The following is a 19,324-nucleotide window of genomic DNA, read 5'->3' as shown; positions in this document are numbered from 1 at the left end:
ACTGAATGGCTCACTTTTTTATCCATCGCCCAATTTTCGCTTGGGTGATTGCATTGGTCATCATGTTGGCGGGTATTTTATCCCTCACCAAGATGCCAATTGCGCAATACCCAACGATTGCACCCCCAACGGTATCGATTTCTGCAACATATCCGGGTGCATCTGCTGAAACTGTAGAAAACACAGTAACGCAAATTATTGAACAACAAATGAATGGCTTGGATGGGTTACGTTACATCTCATCTAACAGTGCTGGTAATGGACAAGCTTCCATTACTCTAAACTTTGAACAAGGTATCGATCCTGATATTGCACAGGTACAAGTTCAAAATAAACTTCAATCAGCGACTGCACTTTTGCCTGAAGACGTACAACGTCAAGGTTTAAAAGTTACTAAGTCTGGCGCAAGCTTCTTACAAGTTATTGCGTTTTATTCTGAGTCAGATGCATTAGATGCAAATGACATTAAAGACTATGTAAACTCAAATATCTCTGAACCACTTAGCCGTGTGACTGGTGTGGGTGAAGTGCAAGTATTTGGTGGTTCATATGCTATGCGAATTTGGATGGACCCATCCAAAATGGCCAACTTGCAAGTTACACCAAGTGATATTGCAAATGCATTAAGAACTCAGAATGCGCAAGTGGCGGTAGGTCAGTTAGGTGGTGCACCTTCTGTACAAGGTCAAGTTTTAAATGCGACTGTAACTGCTCAAAGTCTTTTACAAACACCTGAACAATTTTCAAATATTTTCCTTAAGAACTCACCAAATGGTGCACAAGTTCGTTTAGGTGATGTCGCTAAAATTGAATTAGGTGCAGATAACTATGCATTTGACTCTAAATTTAATGGTCAACCTGCAGGTGGTGTAGCGATTCGTTTGGCAACGGGTGCAAACGCATTAGATACAGCCCAAGCGATTGAAGATCGTTTAAAAGAATTACGTCCAAATTACCCAACAGGTATGGTGGACAAACTTGCATTTGATACAACACCATTTATTGAGCTCTCAATTAAAAGTGTTGTGAAAACCTTAATTGAAGCGATTATCCTCGTATTCTTGGTCATGTTCTTGTTCCTACAAAACTGGCGTGCAACCATTATTCCAACAATGGCTGTTCCAGTGGTTGTATTGGGTACATTTGCCGTGATCAACATGTTCGGATTCTCGATCAACACATTAACCATGTTCGCTATGGTTCTCGCCATTGGTCTTCTGGTGGATGATGCGATTGTCGTCGTAGAAAACGTTGAACGTGTGATGACAGAAGAGCATCTTGAGCCTGTGGAAGCGACTGAAAAGTCGATGGGACAGATCTCTGGTGCATTGATTGGTATTACCTCTGTCTTAACTGCAGTATTCGTACCTATGGCATTCATGGGGGGTACGACAGGTGTAATTTATCGTCAGTTCTCTATCACACTCGTTACAGCAATGATCCTTTCATTGATTGTTGCATTAACCTTTACCCCTGCATTGTGTGCGACCATGTTGAAAAAACATGATGCCAACAAACCTCAAAGCAATAACATTTTTGCCCGTTTCTTCCGTTGGTTTAACAATGGTTTTGACAAAATTTCGGTGAAATATCAAAACGGCGTAAACCGTTTAACACATGCCAAGCTATTTGCAGGATTGGTTTATGGTGTTGTGATTGCTGTGATGGGTTGGTTGTTTGTCAACCTTCCTTCTTCATTCTTACCAGATGAAGACCAGGGTGTGGTGATGACTCTCGTTCAGCTTCCACCGAATGCAACGCTTGAACGAACAGGTAAAACAATTGATCAAATGACAGGCTTCTTCCTCAACAACGAGAAAGAACATGTTGAATCTGTATTTAGTGTTGCTGGTTTCTCGTTCACGGGTATTGGTCAAAATGCGGGTCTTGCCTTCATTAAGTTGAAAGACTGGAAAGACCGTACCTCTCCTGAATCTCAGGTCGGTGCCATTATCCAACGTGGTATGGCACTGAATATGATTGTGAAAGATGCCAGCTATATCATGCCTCTTCAACTTCCAGCAATGCCGGAGTTGGGCGTGAGTGCAGGCTTTAACCTACAGTTAAAAGCAGCTGCAGGTCAAAGTCATGAGCAATTATTAGCAGCACGTAATGCTGTACTCGGCTTAGCTTCTCAAGATCAGCGTTTAACAGGTGTTCGTCCTAACGGACAAGAAGATACGCCTCAATATCGTGTCATCGTCGATCATGCTCAAGCAGGTGCTATGGGAGTCAGCATTGCTGAAATCAATAGTACGATGGGTATGGCATGGGGTGGTACATACATTAATGACTTCATCGATCGTGGTCGTGTGAAAAAAGTGTATGTCCAAGGTGAAGCGAGCTCTCGTATGATGCCTGAAGACTTAGACAAGTGGTATGTCCGCAATAACCAAGGTACGATGGTTCCATTCTCAGCGTTCGCAACAGGCGAATGGACTTATGGTTCACCACGTTTAGAGCGTTATAACGGCGTTTCTTCCATGAACATTACAGGCACTCCAGCTCCAGGTGTGAGTTCGGGTGATGCAATGGCAGCGGTTGAAGAAATCATTGCGAAGCTTCCTTCAATGGGCTTACAAGGCTTCGATTACGAATGGACTGGTTTATCTCTTGAAGAACGTGAGTCTGGCGCACAAGCACCATTCCTTTATGCTCTTTCGTTATTGATTGTCTTCCTCTGCTTGGCAGCCTTATATGAAAGTTGGTCTATCCCATTCTCTGTACTCATGGTTGTGCCATTGGGTATTGTTGGTGCACTTGCTTTAACATTCTTGGGAATGATTATTTTGAAAGATCCAAACCTTTCAAATAACATCTACTTCCAAGTGGCGATTATTGCCGTGATTGGTTTGTCCGCGAAGAATGCGATCTTGATTGTAGAATTTGCGAAAGAGCTTCAAGATCAAGGTGAAGAACTCTTCGAAGCAACCTTGCATGCCGCGAAAATGCGTTTGCGTCCAATCATTATGACCACATTGGCTTTCGGTTTTGGTGTTCTTCCTCTAGCTCTCGCTTCTGGCGCAGGTGCAGGAAGTCAACATTCCGTGGGTTATGGTGTACTTGGTGGTGTAATCAGCTCAACACTTTTAGGGATCTTCTTTATTCCAGTGTTCTACGTATGGATCCGAAGTATCTTTAAAACAAAACCAAAACAAAATAAACAGGAGCAAATTTCGTGATGCAAAACGTATGGTCTATTACAGGTCGTAGCATTGCGGTATCTGCAATTGCGCTTGCTTTGACAGCATGTCAAAGCATGCGTGGTCCAGAACCGGTCACTCAAGCCAATATTCCAGGAAGTTATCTTGGCAATGCTTCTGGTCCATCTATTGCGGAGCAAGGTTATAAGGATTTTTTTGTAGATCAACGCTTAATCCAAGTTTTGGATTTAGCCTTGGCAAATAACCGTGATCTTCGTAAAGCGACGCTAAATATCGAATTAGCACGTCAACAATTTCAAATCAGCCAAAACAATCAATTGCCTACGATTGGTGCAAGTGGTGGTGTTTTACGACAAGACACGGTCAATTCGCCAAGCCCAGTAACAACCTATAATGTAGGTTTAGGTTTAACGGCTTATGAAATTGATTTTTGGGGTCGTGTTAGAAGCTTGAAAGACAATGCCCTAGACACTTATCTTTCAACTGCAAGCGCACGTGATGCCACTCAAATTGCCTTGATTAGCCAAACAGCTCAAGCTTGGTTGGCTTACTCATATGCGCAAGCGAATCTTAAGCTCGCTGAACAGACGCTAAAAGCTCAACTTGAATCTTACAATCTCAACAAAAAACGTTTTGATGTGGGAATCGACAGTGAAGTTCCGCTTCGTCAGGCTCAAGTTTCTGTTGAGACGGCACGTGGTGATGTTGCTGAATACAAGACTCAAATTGCACAAGCGGTTAATGCGTTAAACCTCCTTGTAGGTCAACCACTACCTGACAATTTATTGCCTAAAGAGAGAATCACACGTGTGACATCAACCACTGCTTTTGCGGCTGGTTTGCCAAGTGATCTACTCAACAACCGTCCAGATGTTAAAGCGGCTGAATATCAGCTAAGTGCGGCTGGTGCGAATATCGGTGCTGCAAAAGCGCGTTTATTCCCAACCATTAGCCTCACAGGTTCAGCAGGTTATGCATCAACAGACTTAAGTGATTTATTCAAGTCTGGCGCTTTTGTTTGGTCTGTTGGTCCTAGTCTAGATATACCAATCTTTGACTGGGGTACACGTCGTGCCAATATTAAAGTCTCTGAAACACAGCAACAGATCGCATTGTCTGATTATGAAAAATCAATTCAATCTGCGTTCCGTGAAGTGAATGATGCTTTGGCAGTGCGTCAAAATATCGGTGAACGTTTAACTGCACAACGCCGTTTAGTTGATGCGACCAATACAACCTACAAACTCTCAAATGCCCGCTTCCGCGCTGGTATTGACAGTTTCTTAACTGTATTAGATGCGCAACGTACATCGTATAGTGCTGAGCAAGGTTTATTGCTGCTTGAACAAGCGAACCTTAACAACCAAATCGAGCTCTATAAATCACTCGGTGGTGGCTTAAAAACTAATACTACGGATCAAGTGATTTATCAGCCTTCAAGCTCAGATTTAAAATACGACAAGAAGTAATTTTTTGTTTGAATAAAGCTCACTTCGGTGGGCTTTTTTATTGTCCCAAATACTGTTATTTTGTCATTAATTATCCTTTTTATAACGACTTCAATCACATGCTGTTAAGTAATTTAGAATCTGTACCTGGTCATCAAATTCAACAACAATTTGACGTGGTATATGGTAGTACCGTCAGAAGTAAACACGTTGGACGTGATTTACTCGCAGGACTTAAGAATATCGTCGGTGGAGAACTTACCGCATACACGGAATTACTTGAAGAGTCTCGTCAAGAAGCAATGAACCGTATGATTGATAAAGCGCGTGGCTTAGGGGCGAATGCGATTGTCGGAATTCGTTTCTCGACTTCCAATATTACCCAAGGTGCTTCCGAATTATTTGTTTATGGCACAGCTGTGTATGTCACACCGAATGCACCTAAAATTCCTGATCCATTCACCTCTTAAGGATTCGTTATGGATGGTATCATTTTTCAGGTGGTTATCTTTCTCATCCTATTTTGTATTGGATTTGGATTTGGTCGCTATAATGAACAAAAGCATCTTAAGCAACTTGATGAACAAGAAGCGCGCTTAGCTTATATCAAGTTAGATAGTCAGCGTTTTAAAACTTCTGAAAACCATGGACAAATGATCAGCAGTAATGTTGTGATTTCGCATGATTATTTTAAGTTTGTACTTGCGCAAATCCAAAATTTCTTTGGTGGACGCTTACGCAGTTATGAAAGTATTGTTGAACGTGCAAGACGTGAAGCTATTGTTAGACTTAAACTTGAAGCTGAAAAAATGGGCGCAACTGAAATCTTAGGGTTAAGACTCAGCACCACAGATTTAGGACTTCAAGGTGGAATGGTTGAAGTATTCGCTTACGGAACTGCTATACAAAAGAGAGACTAAAAGTCTCTCTTTTTCTTTACAGGGATGTAGTAGTCACTCAAGCCCTATACTTTATTTGAGGAGTCTTCAAACCCCTTATCGCTCGCATGATCATTGAGATAGAAAACCAGACATAGTTGATAAAATTTTTCTCATCGATACGCGGGTCACGATCATTAAAAATTACTTTACTTTCATTTTTCGGATCATTCGATACAGTATTGCTGGTGATAATCGTGAAATAAAGACGCCTAATTTTTCTTTTGCCCCACCCACGATAATATACTCATCCCCTTTCAATAATGCCTGTACGGTTTGTTTAGCAAATTCCTCTGCTTCTAAACCATTTTCAATAGCCTCATCTTGATAACCTTGGGGCTTTCCTTCACCGTTTAAAGCGTTAAAGGATACATTGGTTTTCACGAATCCCGGGAAAATTACCGAGACACCCACACCATCTTGCGCAACTTCAGCACGTAAGCTATTCGCCCACATATGAATCGCACCTTTGGCTGCCGAATAAGTCGCACGATATTGTGTGCCCAATAACCCAGCGACACTTGAGATAAAGGCAATTCGTCCTGACTTTTGTTGCTGAAAAGTCGGTAAAACCGTTTTGGTTAAAAAAACTTGAGAGAAATAGTCAACTTCCATGATCGCACGTTCAGTTTGCATGGTCGTGTCTTTAATTAATGCACGTTGTGATAGACCTGCATTATTGATTAACCAATCAATACGTCCCTTTTGTTGGAGAACTTGTTCATAAGCATGACGAACTTGTGATTCATCTGTGATATCCGCTTTAATGGAAATATGTCGTTCTGGGTGTGCCAAAGACTGTCTTACCGTTTCCAGCTCTTCAAAACGACGAGCCGTCAATATAACCTGTGCCCCTAAGCTGGCACATTCAGCAGCCAACGCTTTACCAAGACCCGATGATGCACCTGTAATCCACACCACTTTCTGATCAAGCTGTTCCAACTTTGCCATTCCCTTTATCCTTATGGTTTAAGCATTTAATTTTGCTTTTTGCTGTCCTTCATTATCAAGAAAAACCAAAAAATGGTCAAAGTACTTCACGATACTTTGTGCATCATGAATTTTGCTTAAATTTTCAAATCGCTTATACCCTAATCCTGTGGTCAAACTGATCACACCATTTAAGGTTTTATCCACCACCATATTAAATTTCAGCATTTTTTTAGGTTCACGAATTAAGCTCGTAACGCCTTGATCAACCACTTTAGTGAAGGCTTTTAAGCCGGGAGCAACATATTGATTTTGACCTTCACGCATACGTTCTGCACAGCCCAGTAACTCATTCACAATAACTTTTTCAACTGGGTATGAAATATAGTATTTTCCATCTTGTTCATACATCAAACTTTGTACATGATTCACCATAGGCGTTAAGCGATCATTACCAAAAAAAGATACTGACCAAGGCATGTATTTCAAGATTGCATCTTGCACTTGTTTCAATACTTTTGCTGAGTCTTGATCCTTTGCATTAGAATCTTTGACCAGTGTGCCAAAGGCTTGATCAATAATCTCACAAGCAATTTTGGACAGATTATCTCCAAGAATTTTAGCTTGCGCTTCACGATCTCCTGTATTGAGTTTTTGGTGAATGGTTTGATATTGCTGATAAGTTTCAGGTTGTAAGCGCAAAGAAATAGTATAGGTCATGCGATTGTTATCCTTTATTGTCAGGCCGATTCCGCGAGTTGACGCTGGCTTTAGTGTTATTCAAAATCAATTACTGTTCGATTGTGTGGGATTTGAAACGAGAATGCATTTGCTTAACGTGCCTCTCCATGCATTTTTTTTGCTACAATAGATGCAATTTTTTATCTACTTTTGATCTGTTCGAACTATGACTGATTCAGCGCAAAATATTGCTACAACCTACGATCCGACCGAGATCGAGAAAAAATGGTACCAAACTTGGGAAGAACGCGGTTACTTTAAGCCGTCTGAAAAAGGCGAGTCTTTCTGTATCATGATTCCGCCACCAAACGTCACTGGTAGCTTGCACATGGGTCATGGTTTTAACAATGCCATCATGGATGCTTTGACACGTCATAAGCGTATGTCAGGTTTTAACACGCTTTGGCAACCAGGTACTGACCATGCGGGTATCGCAACGCAAATGGTTGTAGAGCGTCAGTTAGGTGCGCAAGGCGTAAGCCGTCATGACTTGGGTCGTGAGAAATTCATCGAAAAAGTATGGGAATGGAAAGAACAATCTGGCGGTAATATTACCCGTCAAATTCGTCGTTTAGGTTCGTCTGTTGATTGGTCACGTGAACGCTTTACCATGGATGAAGGTTTATCAAATGCTGTGAAAGAAGTGTTTGTAAAACTTCACGAAGATGGTTTGATCTACCGTGGTAAACGCCTTGTTAACTGGGATCCAAAACTCCAAACTGCGCTTTCTGACCTTGAAGTTGAGTCTGATAAAGAAGAACAAGGTTCATTGTGGCACTTCAAATACTTCTTTGAAGATAAGTCACTTCGCACGCACGATGGTAAAGATCATATCGTTGTGGCAACGACTCGTCCTGAAACATTATTAGGTGATACAGCGGTTGCTGTTGCGCTTGATGATGAACGCTATGCAGCTTTAGTTGGTCAAAACATTATCCTACCAATCACAGGTCGTGCTGTTCCAATCGTTAAAGATGAATATGTTGACAAAGAATTCGGTACAGGCTGTGTAAAAATCACCCCTGCACATGACTTCAATGACTATGAAGTAGGTAAACGTTGCGAATTGCCAATCATCAACATCTTCAACAAAAATGCTGAAGTGTTGGCTGAGTTTGAATATATCGCAAAAGCGGGCGAGCAAATTTCTAAAACCATTCCTGCACCTGCGGACTATATTGGTTTAGAGCGTTTTGAAGCGCGTAAAAAGTTAGTAGAGCAAGCGGAAGCTGAAGGCTGGTTAGACCAAATTCAACCGTACACATTGAAGCCACCTCGCGGTGACCGTTCAGGTGTAATCGTTGAGCCGTTATTAACAGACCAATGGTACGTGAAGATTGCACCGCTTGCTGAACCTGCAATCAAAGCCGTAAAAGATGGCCGTATCAAGTTCGTACCTGAGCAGTACAGCAACATGTACATGGCTTGGATGAACAACATTCAAGATTGGTGTATCTCTCGTCAATTGTGGTGGGGTCACCGTATCCCTGCTTGGTACGATGCGGAAGGCAATGTTTACGTTGGTCGCAATGAAGCTGAAGTTCGTGAGAAAAACAACATTCCTGCCGATGTTCAATTAGATCAAGATGAAGATGTACTTGATACATGGTTCTCATCGGGTCTTTGGACATTCTCAACTTTAGGTTGGACAGGTGACGAAGCGAAAGATAAAGAAAACTATTTCTTAAATACCTTCCACCCTACTGATGTATTGGTGACTGGTTTTGACATCATCTTCTTCTGGGTTGCTCGTATGATTATGCTTACGATGCACTTCATGAAAAATGAAGATGGTACGCCACAAGTGCCGTTCAAAACTGTGTATGTACACGGTTTGGTACGTGATGGTGAAGGTCAGAAAATGTCTAAATCTAAGGGCAACGTGCTTGATCCACTAGATTTGATTGACGGTGTTGATCTTGAAACTTTAGTACAAAAACGTACAACAGGTTTGATGAACCCGAAACAAGCAGCGAAGATTGAAAAATCAACCCGTAAAGAATTCCCAGAAGGTATTCAATCTTACGGTACAGACGCAGTTCGTTTCACATTCTGTGCGCTTGCAAACACGGGTCGTGACATTAAATTCGACATGAAACGTGTTGAAGGTTACCGTAACTTTGCGAATAAAATCTGGAACGCTACCCGTTTCGTGATGATGAACTGTGAAGAGCAAGTGATTGGTCAAGAGGTGCGTCAAGACCTTTGGGAATTGCCTGAACAATGGATCGTAAGCCGTCTACAAAAAGCTGAACAAGCAGTGCAAACAGCATTTGCAACGTATCGTTTAGACTTGGCTGCACAAGCAATTTACGAGTTCATTTGGAATGAATACTGTGACTGGTATGTCGAGCTGACGAAACCTGTTCTAAATGATGAAAACGTATCGGTTGAGCGTAAAGCTGAAGTACGTCGTGTGCTTCTTTCAGTAATGGAAGCGTCTTTACGTTTGGCTCATCCGTTGATGCCGTACTTAACAGAAGAAATCTGGCAGACACTTGCGCCAAAACTGAACATCGTTGGCGAAACAATTATGCTTGCACAGTACCCTGTTGCTGACCAAGCGCTTATCAATGAACAAGCTGAAGCAGATATGCAATGGCTGCAAGGTTTGATTGGGGCGGTACGTAATATCCGTGGTGAGATGGGCTTAGGTAATGCTCGCTTGTTGCCTGTTCTGCTTCAAAACACGACGGATAGCGAGAAAGCGCAAATCGCACGTATTGAACCGTTGTTTAAAGCATTGGCTAAAGTTGAAAGCATTACCTTCCTAAGCGATGCTGAACAACCGCCATTGTCATCTTCTTCTGTTGTAGGTCATGTATCTGTATTCGTTCCAATGAAGGGCTTAATTGACCCTAAAGCGGAATTGGGTCGTTTGCAAAAAGACTTAGACAAAGTTCAGAAACAGCATGACCAAATTGCCAACAAACTTTCTAACGAAGGTTTTGTGGCGAAAGCACCTGCTGCTGTGGTTGAAGGCGAGAAAGTAAAACTTGCTGAGTTTGCTGATCAGTTAGCGAAAATTAAAGCGAATATGGAGCAAATTGCGGCGCTGTAAGGTGTTGTTAGTTTGATATAAAATCCCCTCCTAGTGAGGGGATTTTTTATGACTTTAAAACCAAGAAAAAATAAAATAATTGAATCGAATGCCATTCAATGGGTATTGATAGAACAAATTAACTCTGGTGGAAATGGATTGATCTGGACAGCTTATGACGAAGCTAATCCATCTAATGTATGTGTATTTAAGTTTTTACCTGCTACTACTAATCGTCAAATTGATTTTCAACGATTAAAAAGAGAATTTGAAGTCCATACCACTCTATATCGCTCTCAAGGTAAATATAGTGTATTGCCTATTTTTGATTATTCATTAAATGAGAATGATTTCTCTTGGGTACGATTACCTCTAGCAAAAACATTTGATAAAGGAATTGCTGAAACAGCATTTTTACAAAAAATTCAGCTCCTTATTAAACTATGTAATGATATTAGATGCTTACATGCTAATGGTTACTGTCACCGTGATATAAAGCCCAATAACCTTCTATTTCTAGATAATGTATTATATTTGGCAGATTTCGGTCTAGTGACAGACCCACAGGAAACTAAAGGGATTACTCGTCATGGAACACGTATGGGGAACTACCAAACAATTGCCCCTGAAATGCGAAAAACAGGTAAAGACTTAGAAATAGAAGATTATAAAAAATCCGATATCTATTCTCTTGGCGTAACAATTTGGATGATTTTAACTCAAGATGAACATGGATTTGATGGTGAATACTCTATTTCTCAAAGAGAAAAACTAGAACAGATTTTATCTAAAGAAAAAATTATTCTGACTAACATTCACACTATTATAGAAAGATGTACTAAAACCAACCCATCAGAACGAATAACTTTAGAAGAAATCATTCATATACTAAGTCAAGTCGAAGAATCACTGAAAAAATATTCCAAATACATAGATGGTAAATGGGAAGATGTATGCAACAAATTAAATCCTTATCAAGCTTCTAAAATTGAGCTTACAGATATACATGCTATATATCATTTTCTAAATACATTTTACAGCTTTGAACCTGATTTGCATCATGCATTTTTCCCTGATGGTGGTGGACTTGATATTCATGGTATTGAATTTATTGAAGTAAAAAGAAAAAAATTTATTGTTATCAATATGAGTGGTTTTAAAACATGGATTAAGCCTAAAAGGTTAGTTTATCGAAATTTCTCAGCAGATATTAGAAATAACTACATATATTTAGAAACTGAAATAATACCCAACATTGAGTATTACTCTCAGTCTGAAGTTACTGAATACACAGTGATCAATAATGAATTCATTACTGATGCCAAGCATTGGGAGTATAATTTATTCGAAGAACAACCTCTGCCAGACTCATCATCAAGAATAACCGTTGTTCATAAAGGCAGTTTCTTATTTGTGAAAGATGACTCCCCCTATGGAAGACATAAATCCACGTATGATGGTCGTCATAGTAAAGAATTTTCCTGCTTTGAAGAATTTGATAATTATTTTTGTAAATATTTCTTGAATTATCGAACAATCCCTCAAGCTAATGCACTACCTTTCGAATTTAAATATGAAAGATTGAATATTTCCCCTAAAGTCGATCTTTTATACCTAACTATACAAGAAATTCGCACTATTATCAGTGGAGTAAAATTTGATGAATCAGATGATGAGTTTGGAATAATTCCAAGCTCAAAACTTTTGGAACTTATCCTTAAACCAAATGATCTAGAAATAGAAAATAAAAAATTCTTACAAAAGTATAGTATTGAAAAAATTAGAGAATTTTGGTGCTTATATAATTTCGGTAAGCAATATGGATGGAAAATCGAAGTAAGCACTCAGTTCTATCAGCAATTTTATGAAAACTATGTCTCATATAACTGGGATAAGTTATCAGATAAAATTTCCTCAAGAAGCACGAATGGACTGATCGATTTTATTAACAGAGCTTTAAAGAACCTTAAGCACACTGAGTTTTTGGATGATTTAAAGTCGAATACTATTTCAGAATAAATTTATTATCATACAGCCCTCTCCCTAAGGGAGAGGGAGAAAAGCATCAAAGCACCCCATGCTCCAACAACATCTCCAACCCACTCTCTTTCCCCATATACATCAATCTTTGCTTCTCCGCTTTAAGCTGTTGCTTCACGTTCGACACATCCACATCTATCTGCTTATACAACTGCTCAATATTCAGTTGCCCTTTAGACTTCTGCACCGCAATTTTGGCTTTATTTGACCATACAAGCGAATCAATCAATTCTTGAATATGATGTTTTAAAGCTTCGCTTTGTGCTTCTAAAGCCTGCTGAAAAAACTTCACTTGCTCCGCACTTAAACCCTTATTTGAACCATTTCTACTTTGCTCAACCTCAAGCTGAAGTTTCAGTAAAAAGAACAAATCTTCTTGTTCATAGGCTGCATTGGCACGTTGTAGAAGCTCGGTCTTTTCGGCTTTCTTAGATTCATCAGGCTCACGATCAGGGTGGATAATTGATGCAATTTTGAGATATACGGTTTTCAGTGATTGATTCACTAACTTTTCGGCTTCGGCTTGTTTATCTTGCAGACGTTTGAGTTTGGCTTGTTCACGTGCATGTTGGTATTGATCGCGATTCCAATCTTCAACGTCATCTTGCATGACGTCATGTTCAAACACATCTAAAGACTGTTCCGCTTTCTTTTTTGTTTTCTTCTGCGAGTATGCCTCTGCCTGTGCAAAATAGGCATACATCTGATCAACTTCATCAAGCTGCTTTTGAGTCAATAAATGTGAGTCTTTTAGTAACTTCGTAAGAGTTTGAATATTATCTTCCACCACTGTGCAATCTGACTTGCTTAGAGCATATAAACTTAAGCTATTCCATAGGGTCTGCATTTGTTCATACAAAATGCTGTAAAGCTCCCGATAGGCTGGCATCAACGCCTTTTGACTATAGGCACGGATTTCATCTTTGGCATTTTTCCATGCCAGTAATAACTGCTTTTGCTGCTCAATCTCATCAATTAAACGGTTCAGTTTTGAATGCTGCGGTGAAACTTCAAGTACCGTTTGGGGCGTAGTTTTAAGATCAAAAGACATAAACAAATCAAAAGCAGAAAAAACTATTTTAGCCTTTAATTAGCTACTCCTCCTATAAAGTGCAAAAAAAAAGCAGACCGACGTCTGCCCAAAAAGCACATGCTTTACATCTTAATTTTCCGCAATAATTCGACCATTTAAAGGTTGAACTGGACGATTATTCGGATGTCCCAATAACTTGGCAAAGTCCTCAATCTGCTTGGCTGAGGCTGTTTGAATCTCTTTTAAAATTAGCCAGCGAACACCCTCAGAACATGGTGGCGTAGTGAGTGAACCACTAAAACGATAATAATTCAAATTCTTTGGCAATAAATGATTAACAGACTGGGGCTGTTTTAACACAACAGTTTGCCCTTTTAGCTTCGGTAATGAATTCCATATTCTTGCCAATTGCGGATTCTCTGCACCTTGTGCATACATCATCCCCACGACAGCCAGCTCTCCTTTGGCATTGGCATGTACAAAATGGATTTCTAGCGGATATTGTTTGCCATGGATTTTATTTTCACTTGGGGTATGCAAATGAAACTGCTTGAGTTGAAAACGATCACCATCCAGCATCAACTCTCCGCCTTCTTTAAAGTCGACTTGAACCGTATGACCATTGTTATGAATACGTTGAATCAAAGTTTGATAGCTAAACTGCAATGGTTTCAAATCCGCTTTTACAGAACGCTCAATGTTAATTGGTGACTGATTCTGACCAGAACAAGCTGCATAGTTCGGGCTTAGCTTGTTCCATTGTTCAGGGTGGTAATAATCCCAATCTGCACCTGCCCATACACTTGAAGAAAGAATAGAAAGTGAAAATACTTGAAAAAAACATCTCATCATTAAACCTTAATACGCGAACTGTTCATTAATTTATGTGATTTTTACCATTATTATTTTGATCTATTTGATATTTTCTCATAGATCAAATGATCTCCACATCTTGATCATGACAGAATCAAAAATGGAATACAGTTATAGAAAATATGAACATTTGGAACAATGACGATATTGATCAAAATGATTTTATGAAGGGTTAATACTTATTTTTTAAGATATTTTTTATTGTAAATTTACTGTATTCTTTATTAGAATTTTACTTAACGGTATAAAAAAGCTTCTTCAAGCCTAGCAGATATAAATATCCCGTGAGTACTTGAAGAAACTGTCATAAAAAATGATTAAAGAGACGAACGATTTTATTTTATAAAATTATTCACGATTAGATCTTTTACCTCATCTCCTCGACCAGCTAAAACCGCCTTCATCGCATACAATGAAGTCGCCTTCACTTGCTCAAATTTTGGTTCTGGTGGCATCACCAACTCTACAGGGTTGGTATGAATATCGATTAGTGCAGGACCATCATGAGCTAAAAATTTCTGAATAGCTGCTTCCAAACCATGACCATCTTTTTGAGTCATGCCATAAATCCCGATCGCTTCAGCGACTTTGCCAAAATCAGGGTTCGCTAATTTGGTAAAATTATCCAGTAAGCCATCAACTTTTTGTTCAAGCTCTACAAAATTGAGCGAATGGTTATTAAAGACAACAATTTTGATCGGCAACTTTTCCTGTACGATGGTCATGAGATCACCCAACAGCATACTCAGACCACCATCACCACATAGCGCAATCACCTGACGTTCAGGAAAGGCTTTTTTAATCCCGAGTGCTTGAGGCATCGAGTTTGCCATCGTACCGTGCAGTAAACTACATAGCAATTTACGCTTACCATTGGTATCGATGTGACGAAGCATCCATAGTTTCGATGAGCCTGCATCTCCAGTGAAAAATGCATCATCATCTGCATATTTGTTGAGAAGCGCCACCACATATTGCGGGTGGATCAAACCATCTTTACCTATACGCTCTTCTTTCAAACGAGCTGCATCTGCAACTTTCTTTAAATCTAAGCACTCTTGAATAAAGTGTTGGTTCTGCTTGTTTTCAACTAAAGGGATTAATGCACGCAGCGTTGGTGCAATATGTCCAACAGCACCAAAATCTATAGGATAGCGACGACCTAAATGAGTAGCATCGACATCGATTTGAATAATCTTCGCGTGTTTAGGATAAAACTGTGGCCACGCAAAGTCCGTTCCAAGCAGTAACAATACCTCACTATGATTAATCGCATGTAAGGCTGCTTTATTACCATACATACCATTCATCCCCATATTATGAGGATTATCATATTCAATAAAATGTTTCGCACGTGAGGTATGCACAACGGGTGCATTTAATTTTTTCGAAAGTTCAACCACTTCATCGTGAGCATGCTGAGCTCCAATACCCGCATAAATCGTGACTTTTTGATGAGCATTGATGAAGTTTTTAATCTGATGAAGTTCAGCAGGATTAGGCGTAGTTTCAGGCTGCGGATGATGTACCCTGAAATCCAATGATTCCTGAATATATTGACTGCTGATATTGGTTGGCATAATGACCACCGCTACGCCACGTTTATTCAGTGCTGCCTGACAGGCCAATGTCATCACATGTCTGACTTGACTGGCTGCTTTGATCTCCTCGCAATATACAGAACAACTTTTATAAATTTCTTTAAAGTCGACATATTGGGGAAAATCTAAATAGCCTGCTTGTTCGGTTGAAAGTTGGCTTGCGATCAAAACCACAGGCGCACCATTACGGTGTGATTCGTACAGACCATTAATAAAATGCAAGCTTCCAGGACCACATGAGCCAGCACATACTGTTAAATTGCCACTCATCAATGAATCTGCACCTGCTGCAAATGCACCTACTTCTTCATGGCGAACATTGATCCATTGAATAGAACTACGCGATAAAGAATCGGTAAAGTGATTAAGCGTATCTCCAACGATGCCGTAACAGTGCTTTACGCCGACTTGTTCCAACACTTCAATCATAATGTCTGAGACTTTTTTACTTTTCATGTTATTCCTAGTTTTAGTTTTTAGAGCATTATCGTTATATTATGGTCAATACATCAAATAAATGCGACAAAATACACATTTTATATAAATTATAATATTAATTTTTTAATAATAGGACAATCAACCATTGAGAAATACGGAATGAGTAGATGTCAGTAACAGCTATTTATAGCTCGTATGTTTTGGATTCAAAGAAGTGAATGTTCAATCAAAAATGCTAACCCGGAAGCTTTTGACATTTCCATTAAACGCTGCTTTTCCAATTTGAGTTGTTGTTTTAACGATGAAACATCTTGGTCAATATGTTGATAGAGCTTTTGAATATTTAAAGCACCTTGAGTTTTTTGTACTTCAATTTTTGCCTTGTTTGACCACACTAAGCTATTAATCAATATCTGGATTTGCTTTTCTAAAGTTAAACTCTGTGCTTGCAATACTTGTTGATAGTAATTCAATTGATCTTGCTGAATAGCTTTCTGTATACCGACTTGAAGTTGCTCGACTTCAAGTTGTAACTTCAATAGCGTGAATAAATCCTCTTGTTCATAAGCTTCATTAACACGTTGCAATAATGCCGTCTTTGCAGCCTTTTTGGATTCATCCGGTTCACGGTCTGGATGAATGATAGATGCTGTTTTGAGATATACTGTTTTCAGGGATTGATTCACTAACTTTTCTGCTTCGGCTTGTTTATCTTGCTGCCGTTTAAGTTTGGCTTGCTGCCTTGCTTGTTGATACTGCGCTTTGTCCCACAATGAATCGTCATCAATCGTTGAATCATTTTGTTCACCATGAGCATCTGGTGCTTGACTAGATTCGAAGTTGTTCTTTTTATCTTGCTTATTTCGTGGTTGAGCAAACACCTGTTCGAAATAAATATGGAATTTTTCAACTGTCTCAAGTTGAGTTTCATTGAGCATATTTGATTTGCTCAACATTTGGGTCAAGTTAAAACACTTCTCTTCCACAACCTTTTGAGACGACTTATTTAAATCAATTTGACTTAGGCTATTCCATAGACTTTGTAATTGCTGAAACAGCACTTGATAAACATCACGATAGACAGGAATAAGTTTCTTCTGCGTGTAGGTACGAATTTCTTCTTGGGCGTGTTGCCATGCGGATAATTGTAATTTTTGCTGCTCAATCTGATTAATCAAAACCCGTAGCTTATGATCTTGAACAAGTTGTGCAGAAGAACTGGATTGAATTTCGAATGAAGTCACGTCAGGTGTTTAGTCCAATGAGAGAATACTGAGTTTAACAAAATGTGGATGCTTTATTTTAAGCATCGATCACAGTTTGATTTCGACCATTGGCTTTTGCTTGATAAAGATGTCGATCTGCTCGTTTAAGAATGGCATAAGCATCAGCATCGTTGAGATCAGTCACACTGACACCAATACTGACGGTCAAAGTTTTCTCTGCCAAAATAACAGCTTGTTCCACCAATGTACGAATTTTCTCTGCCAAAACTTGCGCACCCATCAGATGTGTTGCAGGCAATAAAATTACAAATTCTTCACCACCATAACGTGCCACAAAATCGGTTTCACGCGTTGCTTGATCAAGGATTTTTGCTACTTGTTGTAACACTTGATCCCCTTGATCATGACCATATTGATCGTTGACTTGCTTAAAATAATCGACATCCAATATAAGTGCTGCATAGCCAATTTGATTTCTTTTATGTTGACCAAACAAGTATTCAAGTTGTTCGTTTAAAGCACGGCGATTGTGTAAACCTGTTAATGCGTCATGTCGTGACAATCGAATCAACTCAAGATTAGCCAATTCAAGTGCTCGAGTGCGCTCTTGAACCTTACGCTCTAGAGATTGGTTTGCCTCAAGCAATTGTTGTTTCTGTTCCAATAAGGTTTGCGTCATGCTTTGTAGAGAATGTGATAATCCTTGGATTTCACGGATGCTGCTTTGACTATGAAATGCCGTATGCACGTCTCCCTGTTCGACCGCATAAGCCGATTTAGCTAAAGCCTCAATGGGTCTGCTCAATTTATTGGCAAGTTGATAAATCACATAAAAGATAAACAGCGAGACGAATAAACCAATCAGGAAGATTTTGAACTGCAAATCACGCATATCTGCCAAAGCAATCGCCAAAGGTTGACGAATTACCACATGCCAACCAATATCACTTTTAGTCTCGGACTCCACCGCAATATTTGCGGTTAAGAAATCCTGCCCTTCATTCCAATCATCAATATAATAAAGTGCATCGTTGACTTTAAGTTGAGGTGGCTTGACTCGTCCAATACTTTTAAATGGATACAGCAGTTCACCCTGTTTGTTTAAGATAAAGACTTCTATGCCACGCTGAGATGCTGTTTGAGATAATGCTTTATTGAGAATATGACGTGCCCACTCCCAATCTGCATGTGCAGCTAACACTCCTTTTAATTTTTGAGTATTTGGATCATAGATTGGTGTTGCGAAATCAATAAAACGCATCGGCTCATGAGGATTTAAAGCTTGAATTTTTTTTGCCAATAACACAGCTTCATGCACATCACCTAAGTATGTACCCTGTAAACCTGCCTTAAACCATGGCCGTGAAGAAACGTTTTCACCTTCAAGAATACCATCCGCAGCAATTTGAACATCACCGTTTAAATCTGTTACCCCCATCCAAGCATAATAGACATACGCATTTTTGACTTGTTCCAAGCGTGTACGAACACGTGGATCATCTAGACTTGCTTCTGAAAAGAATGGAGATTGGCTGAGCAGCACCATTTCGCGCTCGCGTTCGGCAAGAGAAGCTGCCAAGGCATTACTGATATTTTTTGCTGCGACATGTAGGGTCTGTCCACTGGCTTTAGCCAAGTGCTGAGATGCGATATTTCCAATATACAGCGATACGCATATCCCAAGGATAATGGTTAATCCAGCAAATATGAACAGAACGCGATTACGGAATGAATCCAAAATACACCTTAACTCTTGGTTAAACACCGAAACATGCAACCATAAGAATATAACAGAATATTACAAATACATAACAAACATTTCGGATCATCGTAATGAATAAAAAATGCCAAC

General features: G+C 39.6%; 13 protein-coding genes. 6 read left to right on the top strand and 7 right to left on the bottom strand.

What is annotated here, in order from left to right:
- Nucleotides 1–5 precede the first annotated feature (5 nt).
- The 4 genes from AC1M9M_RS05605 to AC1M9M_RS05590 all read left to right on the top strand — a co-directional run bounded on the left by AC1M9M_RS05605 (nt 6) and on the right by AC1M9M_RS05590 (nt 5,532).
- On the top strand, nt 6–3,182 hold the full coding sequence (locus tag AC1M9M_RS05605) for an efflux RND transporter permease subunit (protein WP_481595834.1): 3,177 nt from the start codon (nt 6–8) through the stop codon (nt 3,180–3,182).
- On the top strand, nt 3,182–4,633 hold the full coding sequence (gene adeK, locus AC1M9M_RS05600) for a multidrug efflux RND transporter AdeIJK outer membrane channel subunit AdeK (protein ID WP_035267849.1): 1,452 nt from the start codon (nt 3,182–3,184) through the stop codon (nt 4,631–4,633). The genes AC1M9M_RS05605 and adeK overlap by 1 nt, the downstream gene beginning before the upstream one ends.
- A 98-nt stretch (nt 4,634–4,731) precedes the next feature.
- Nucleotides 4,732–5,082: a YbjQ family protein gene (locus AC1M9M_RS05595; RefSeq protein ID WP_092766864.1), complete on the top strand. Its 351-nt coding sequence runs from the start codon at nt 4,732–4,734 to the stop codon at nt 5,080–5,082.
- Between the two features lie 9 nt (nt 5,083–5,091).
- Nucleotides 5,092–5,532 (top strand): YbjQ family protein, encoded by a 441-nt coding sequence (locus AC1M9M_RS05590; protein ID WP_092766865.1) that lies wholly within the window; start codon nt 5,092–5,094, stop codon nt 5,530–5,532.
- Nucleotides 5,533–5,694: 162 nt separating this feature from the next.
- On the opposite strand, the gene AC1M9M_RS05585 is transcribed toward AC1M9M_RS05590, so the two are convergent.
- Complete coding sequence (locus tag AC1M9M_RS05585; RefSeq protein ID WP_481595833.1) at nt 5,695–6,501, bottom strand: SDR family NAD(P)-dependent oxidoreductase; 807 nt, start codon at nt 6,499–6,501, stop codon at nt 5,695–5,697.
- A gap of 18 nt (nt 6,502–6,519) precedes the next feature.
- Entirely contained in the window at nt 6,520–7,200 is a 681-nt protein-coding gene (locus AC1M9M_RS05580) for a hypothetical protein (RefSeq protein ID WP_481595832.1), read from the bottom strand.
- Nucleotides 7,201–7,387: 187 nt separating this feature from the next.
- Here AC1M9M_RS05580 and AC1M9M_RS05575 point away from each other — a divergent pair, with 187 nt between their 5' ends.
- Nucleotides 7,388–10,282 carry a valine--tRNA ligase gene (locus tag AC1M9M_RS05575; protein ID WP_481595831.1) on the top strand — a complete coding sequence of 965 codons (2,895 nt, stop codon included), beginning with the start codon at nt 7,388–7,390 and terminating at the stop codon, nt 10,280–10,282.
- A gap of 48 nt (nt 10,283–10,330) precedes the next feature.
- Nucleotides 10,331–12,280, top strand: a complete 1,950-nt coding sequence (locus tag AC1M9M_RS05570; protein ID WP_481595830.1) for a protein kinase domain-containing protein — start codon at nt 10,331–10,333, stop codon at nt 12,278–12,280.
- 46 nt (nt 12,281–12,326) lie between these two features.
- Here the strand turns inward: AC1M9M_RS05570 and AC1M9M_RS05565 are convergent, their stop codons facing one another.
- The 5 genes from AC1M9M_RS05565 to AC1M9M_RS05545 all read right to left on the bottom strand — a co-directional run bounded on the left by AC1M9M_RS05565 (nt 12,327) and on the right by AC1M9M_RS05545 (nt 19,210).
- A complete protein-coding gene (locus tag AC1M9M_RS05565; protein WP_481595829.1) occupies nt 12,327–13,352 on the bottom strand; it encodes a molecular chaperone DnaJ in 1,026 nt (341 codons plus the stop codon).
- 111 nt (nt 13,353–13,463) lie between these two features.
- Complete coding sequence (locus AC1M9M_RS05560) at nt 13,464–14,183, bottom strand: carbonic anhydrase (RefSeq protein WP_481595828.1); 720 nt, start codon at nt 14,181–14,183, stop codon at nt 13,464–13,466.
- 359 nt (nt 14,184–14,542) lie between these two features.
- On the bottom strand, nt 14,543–16,264 hold the full coding sequence (locus AC1M9M_RS05555) for a thiamine pyrophosphate-dependent enzyme (protein ID WP_481595827.1): 1,722 nt from the start codon (nt 16,262–16,264) through the stop codon (nt 14,543–14,545).
- A gap of 188 nt (nt 16,265–16,452) precedes the next feature.
- Complete coding sequence (locus tag AC1M9M_RS05550; protein ID WP_481595826.1) at nt 16,453–17,490, bottom strand: molecular chaperone DnaJ; 1,038 nt, start codon at nt 17,488–17,490, stop codon at nt 16,453–16,455.
- 58 nt (nt 17,491–17,548) lie between these two features.
- Complete coding sequence (locus AC1M9M_RS05545; protein ID WP_481593897.1) at nt 17,549–19,210, bottom strand: sensor domain-containing diguanylate cyclase; 1,662 nt, start codon at nt 19,208–19,210, stop codon at nt 17,549–17,551.
- Nucleotides 19,211–19,324: the final 114 nt, after the last annotated feature.

It is taken from the genome of Acinetobacter sp. ANC_7503, from assembly GCF_056780035.1.
This window is presented reverse-complemented; position numbering and strand designations above follow the sequence as displayed.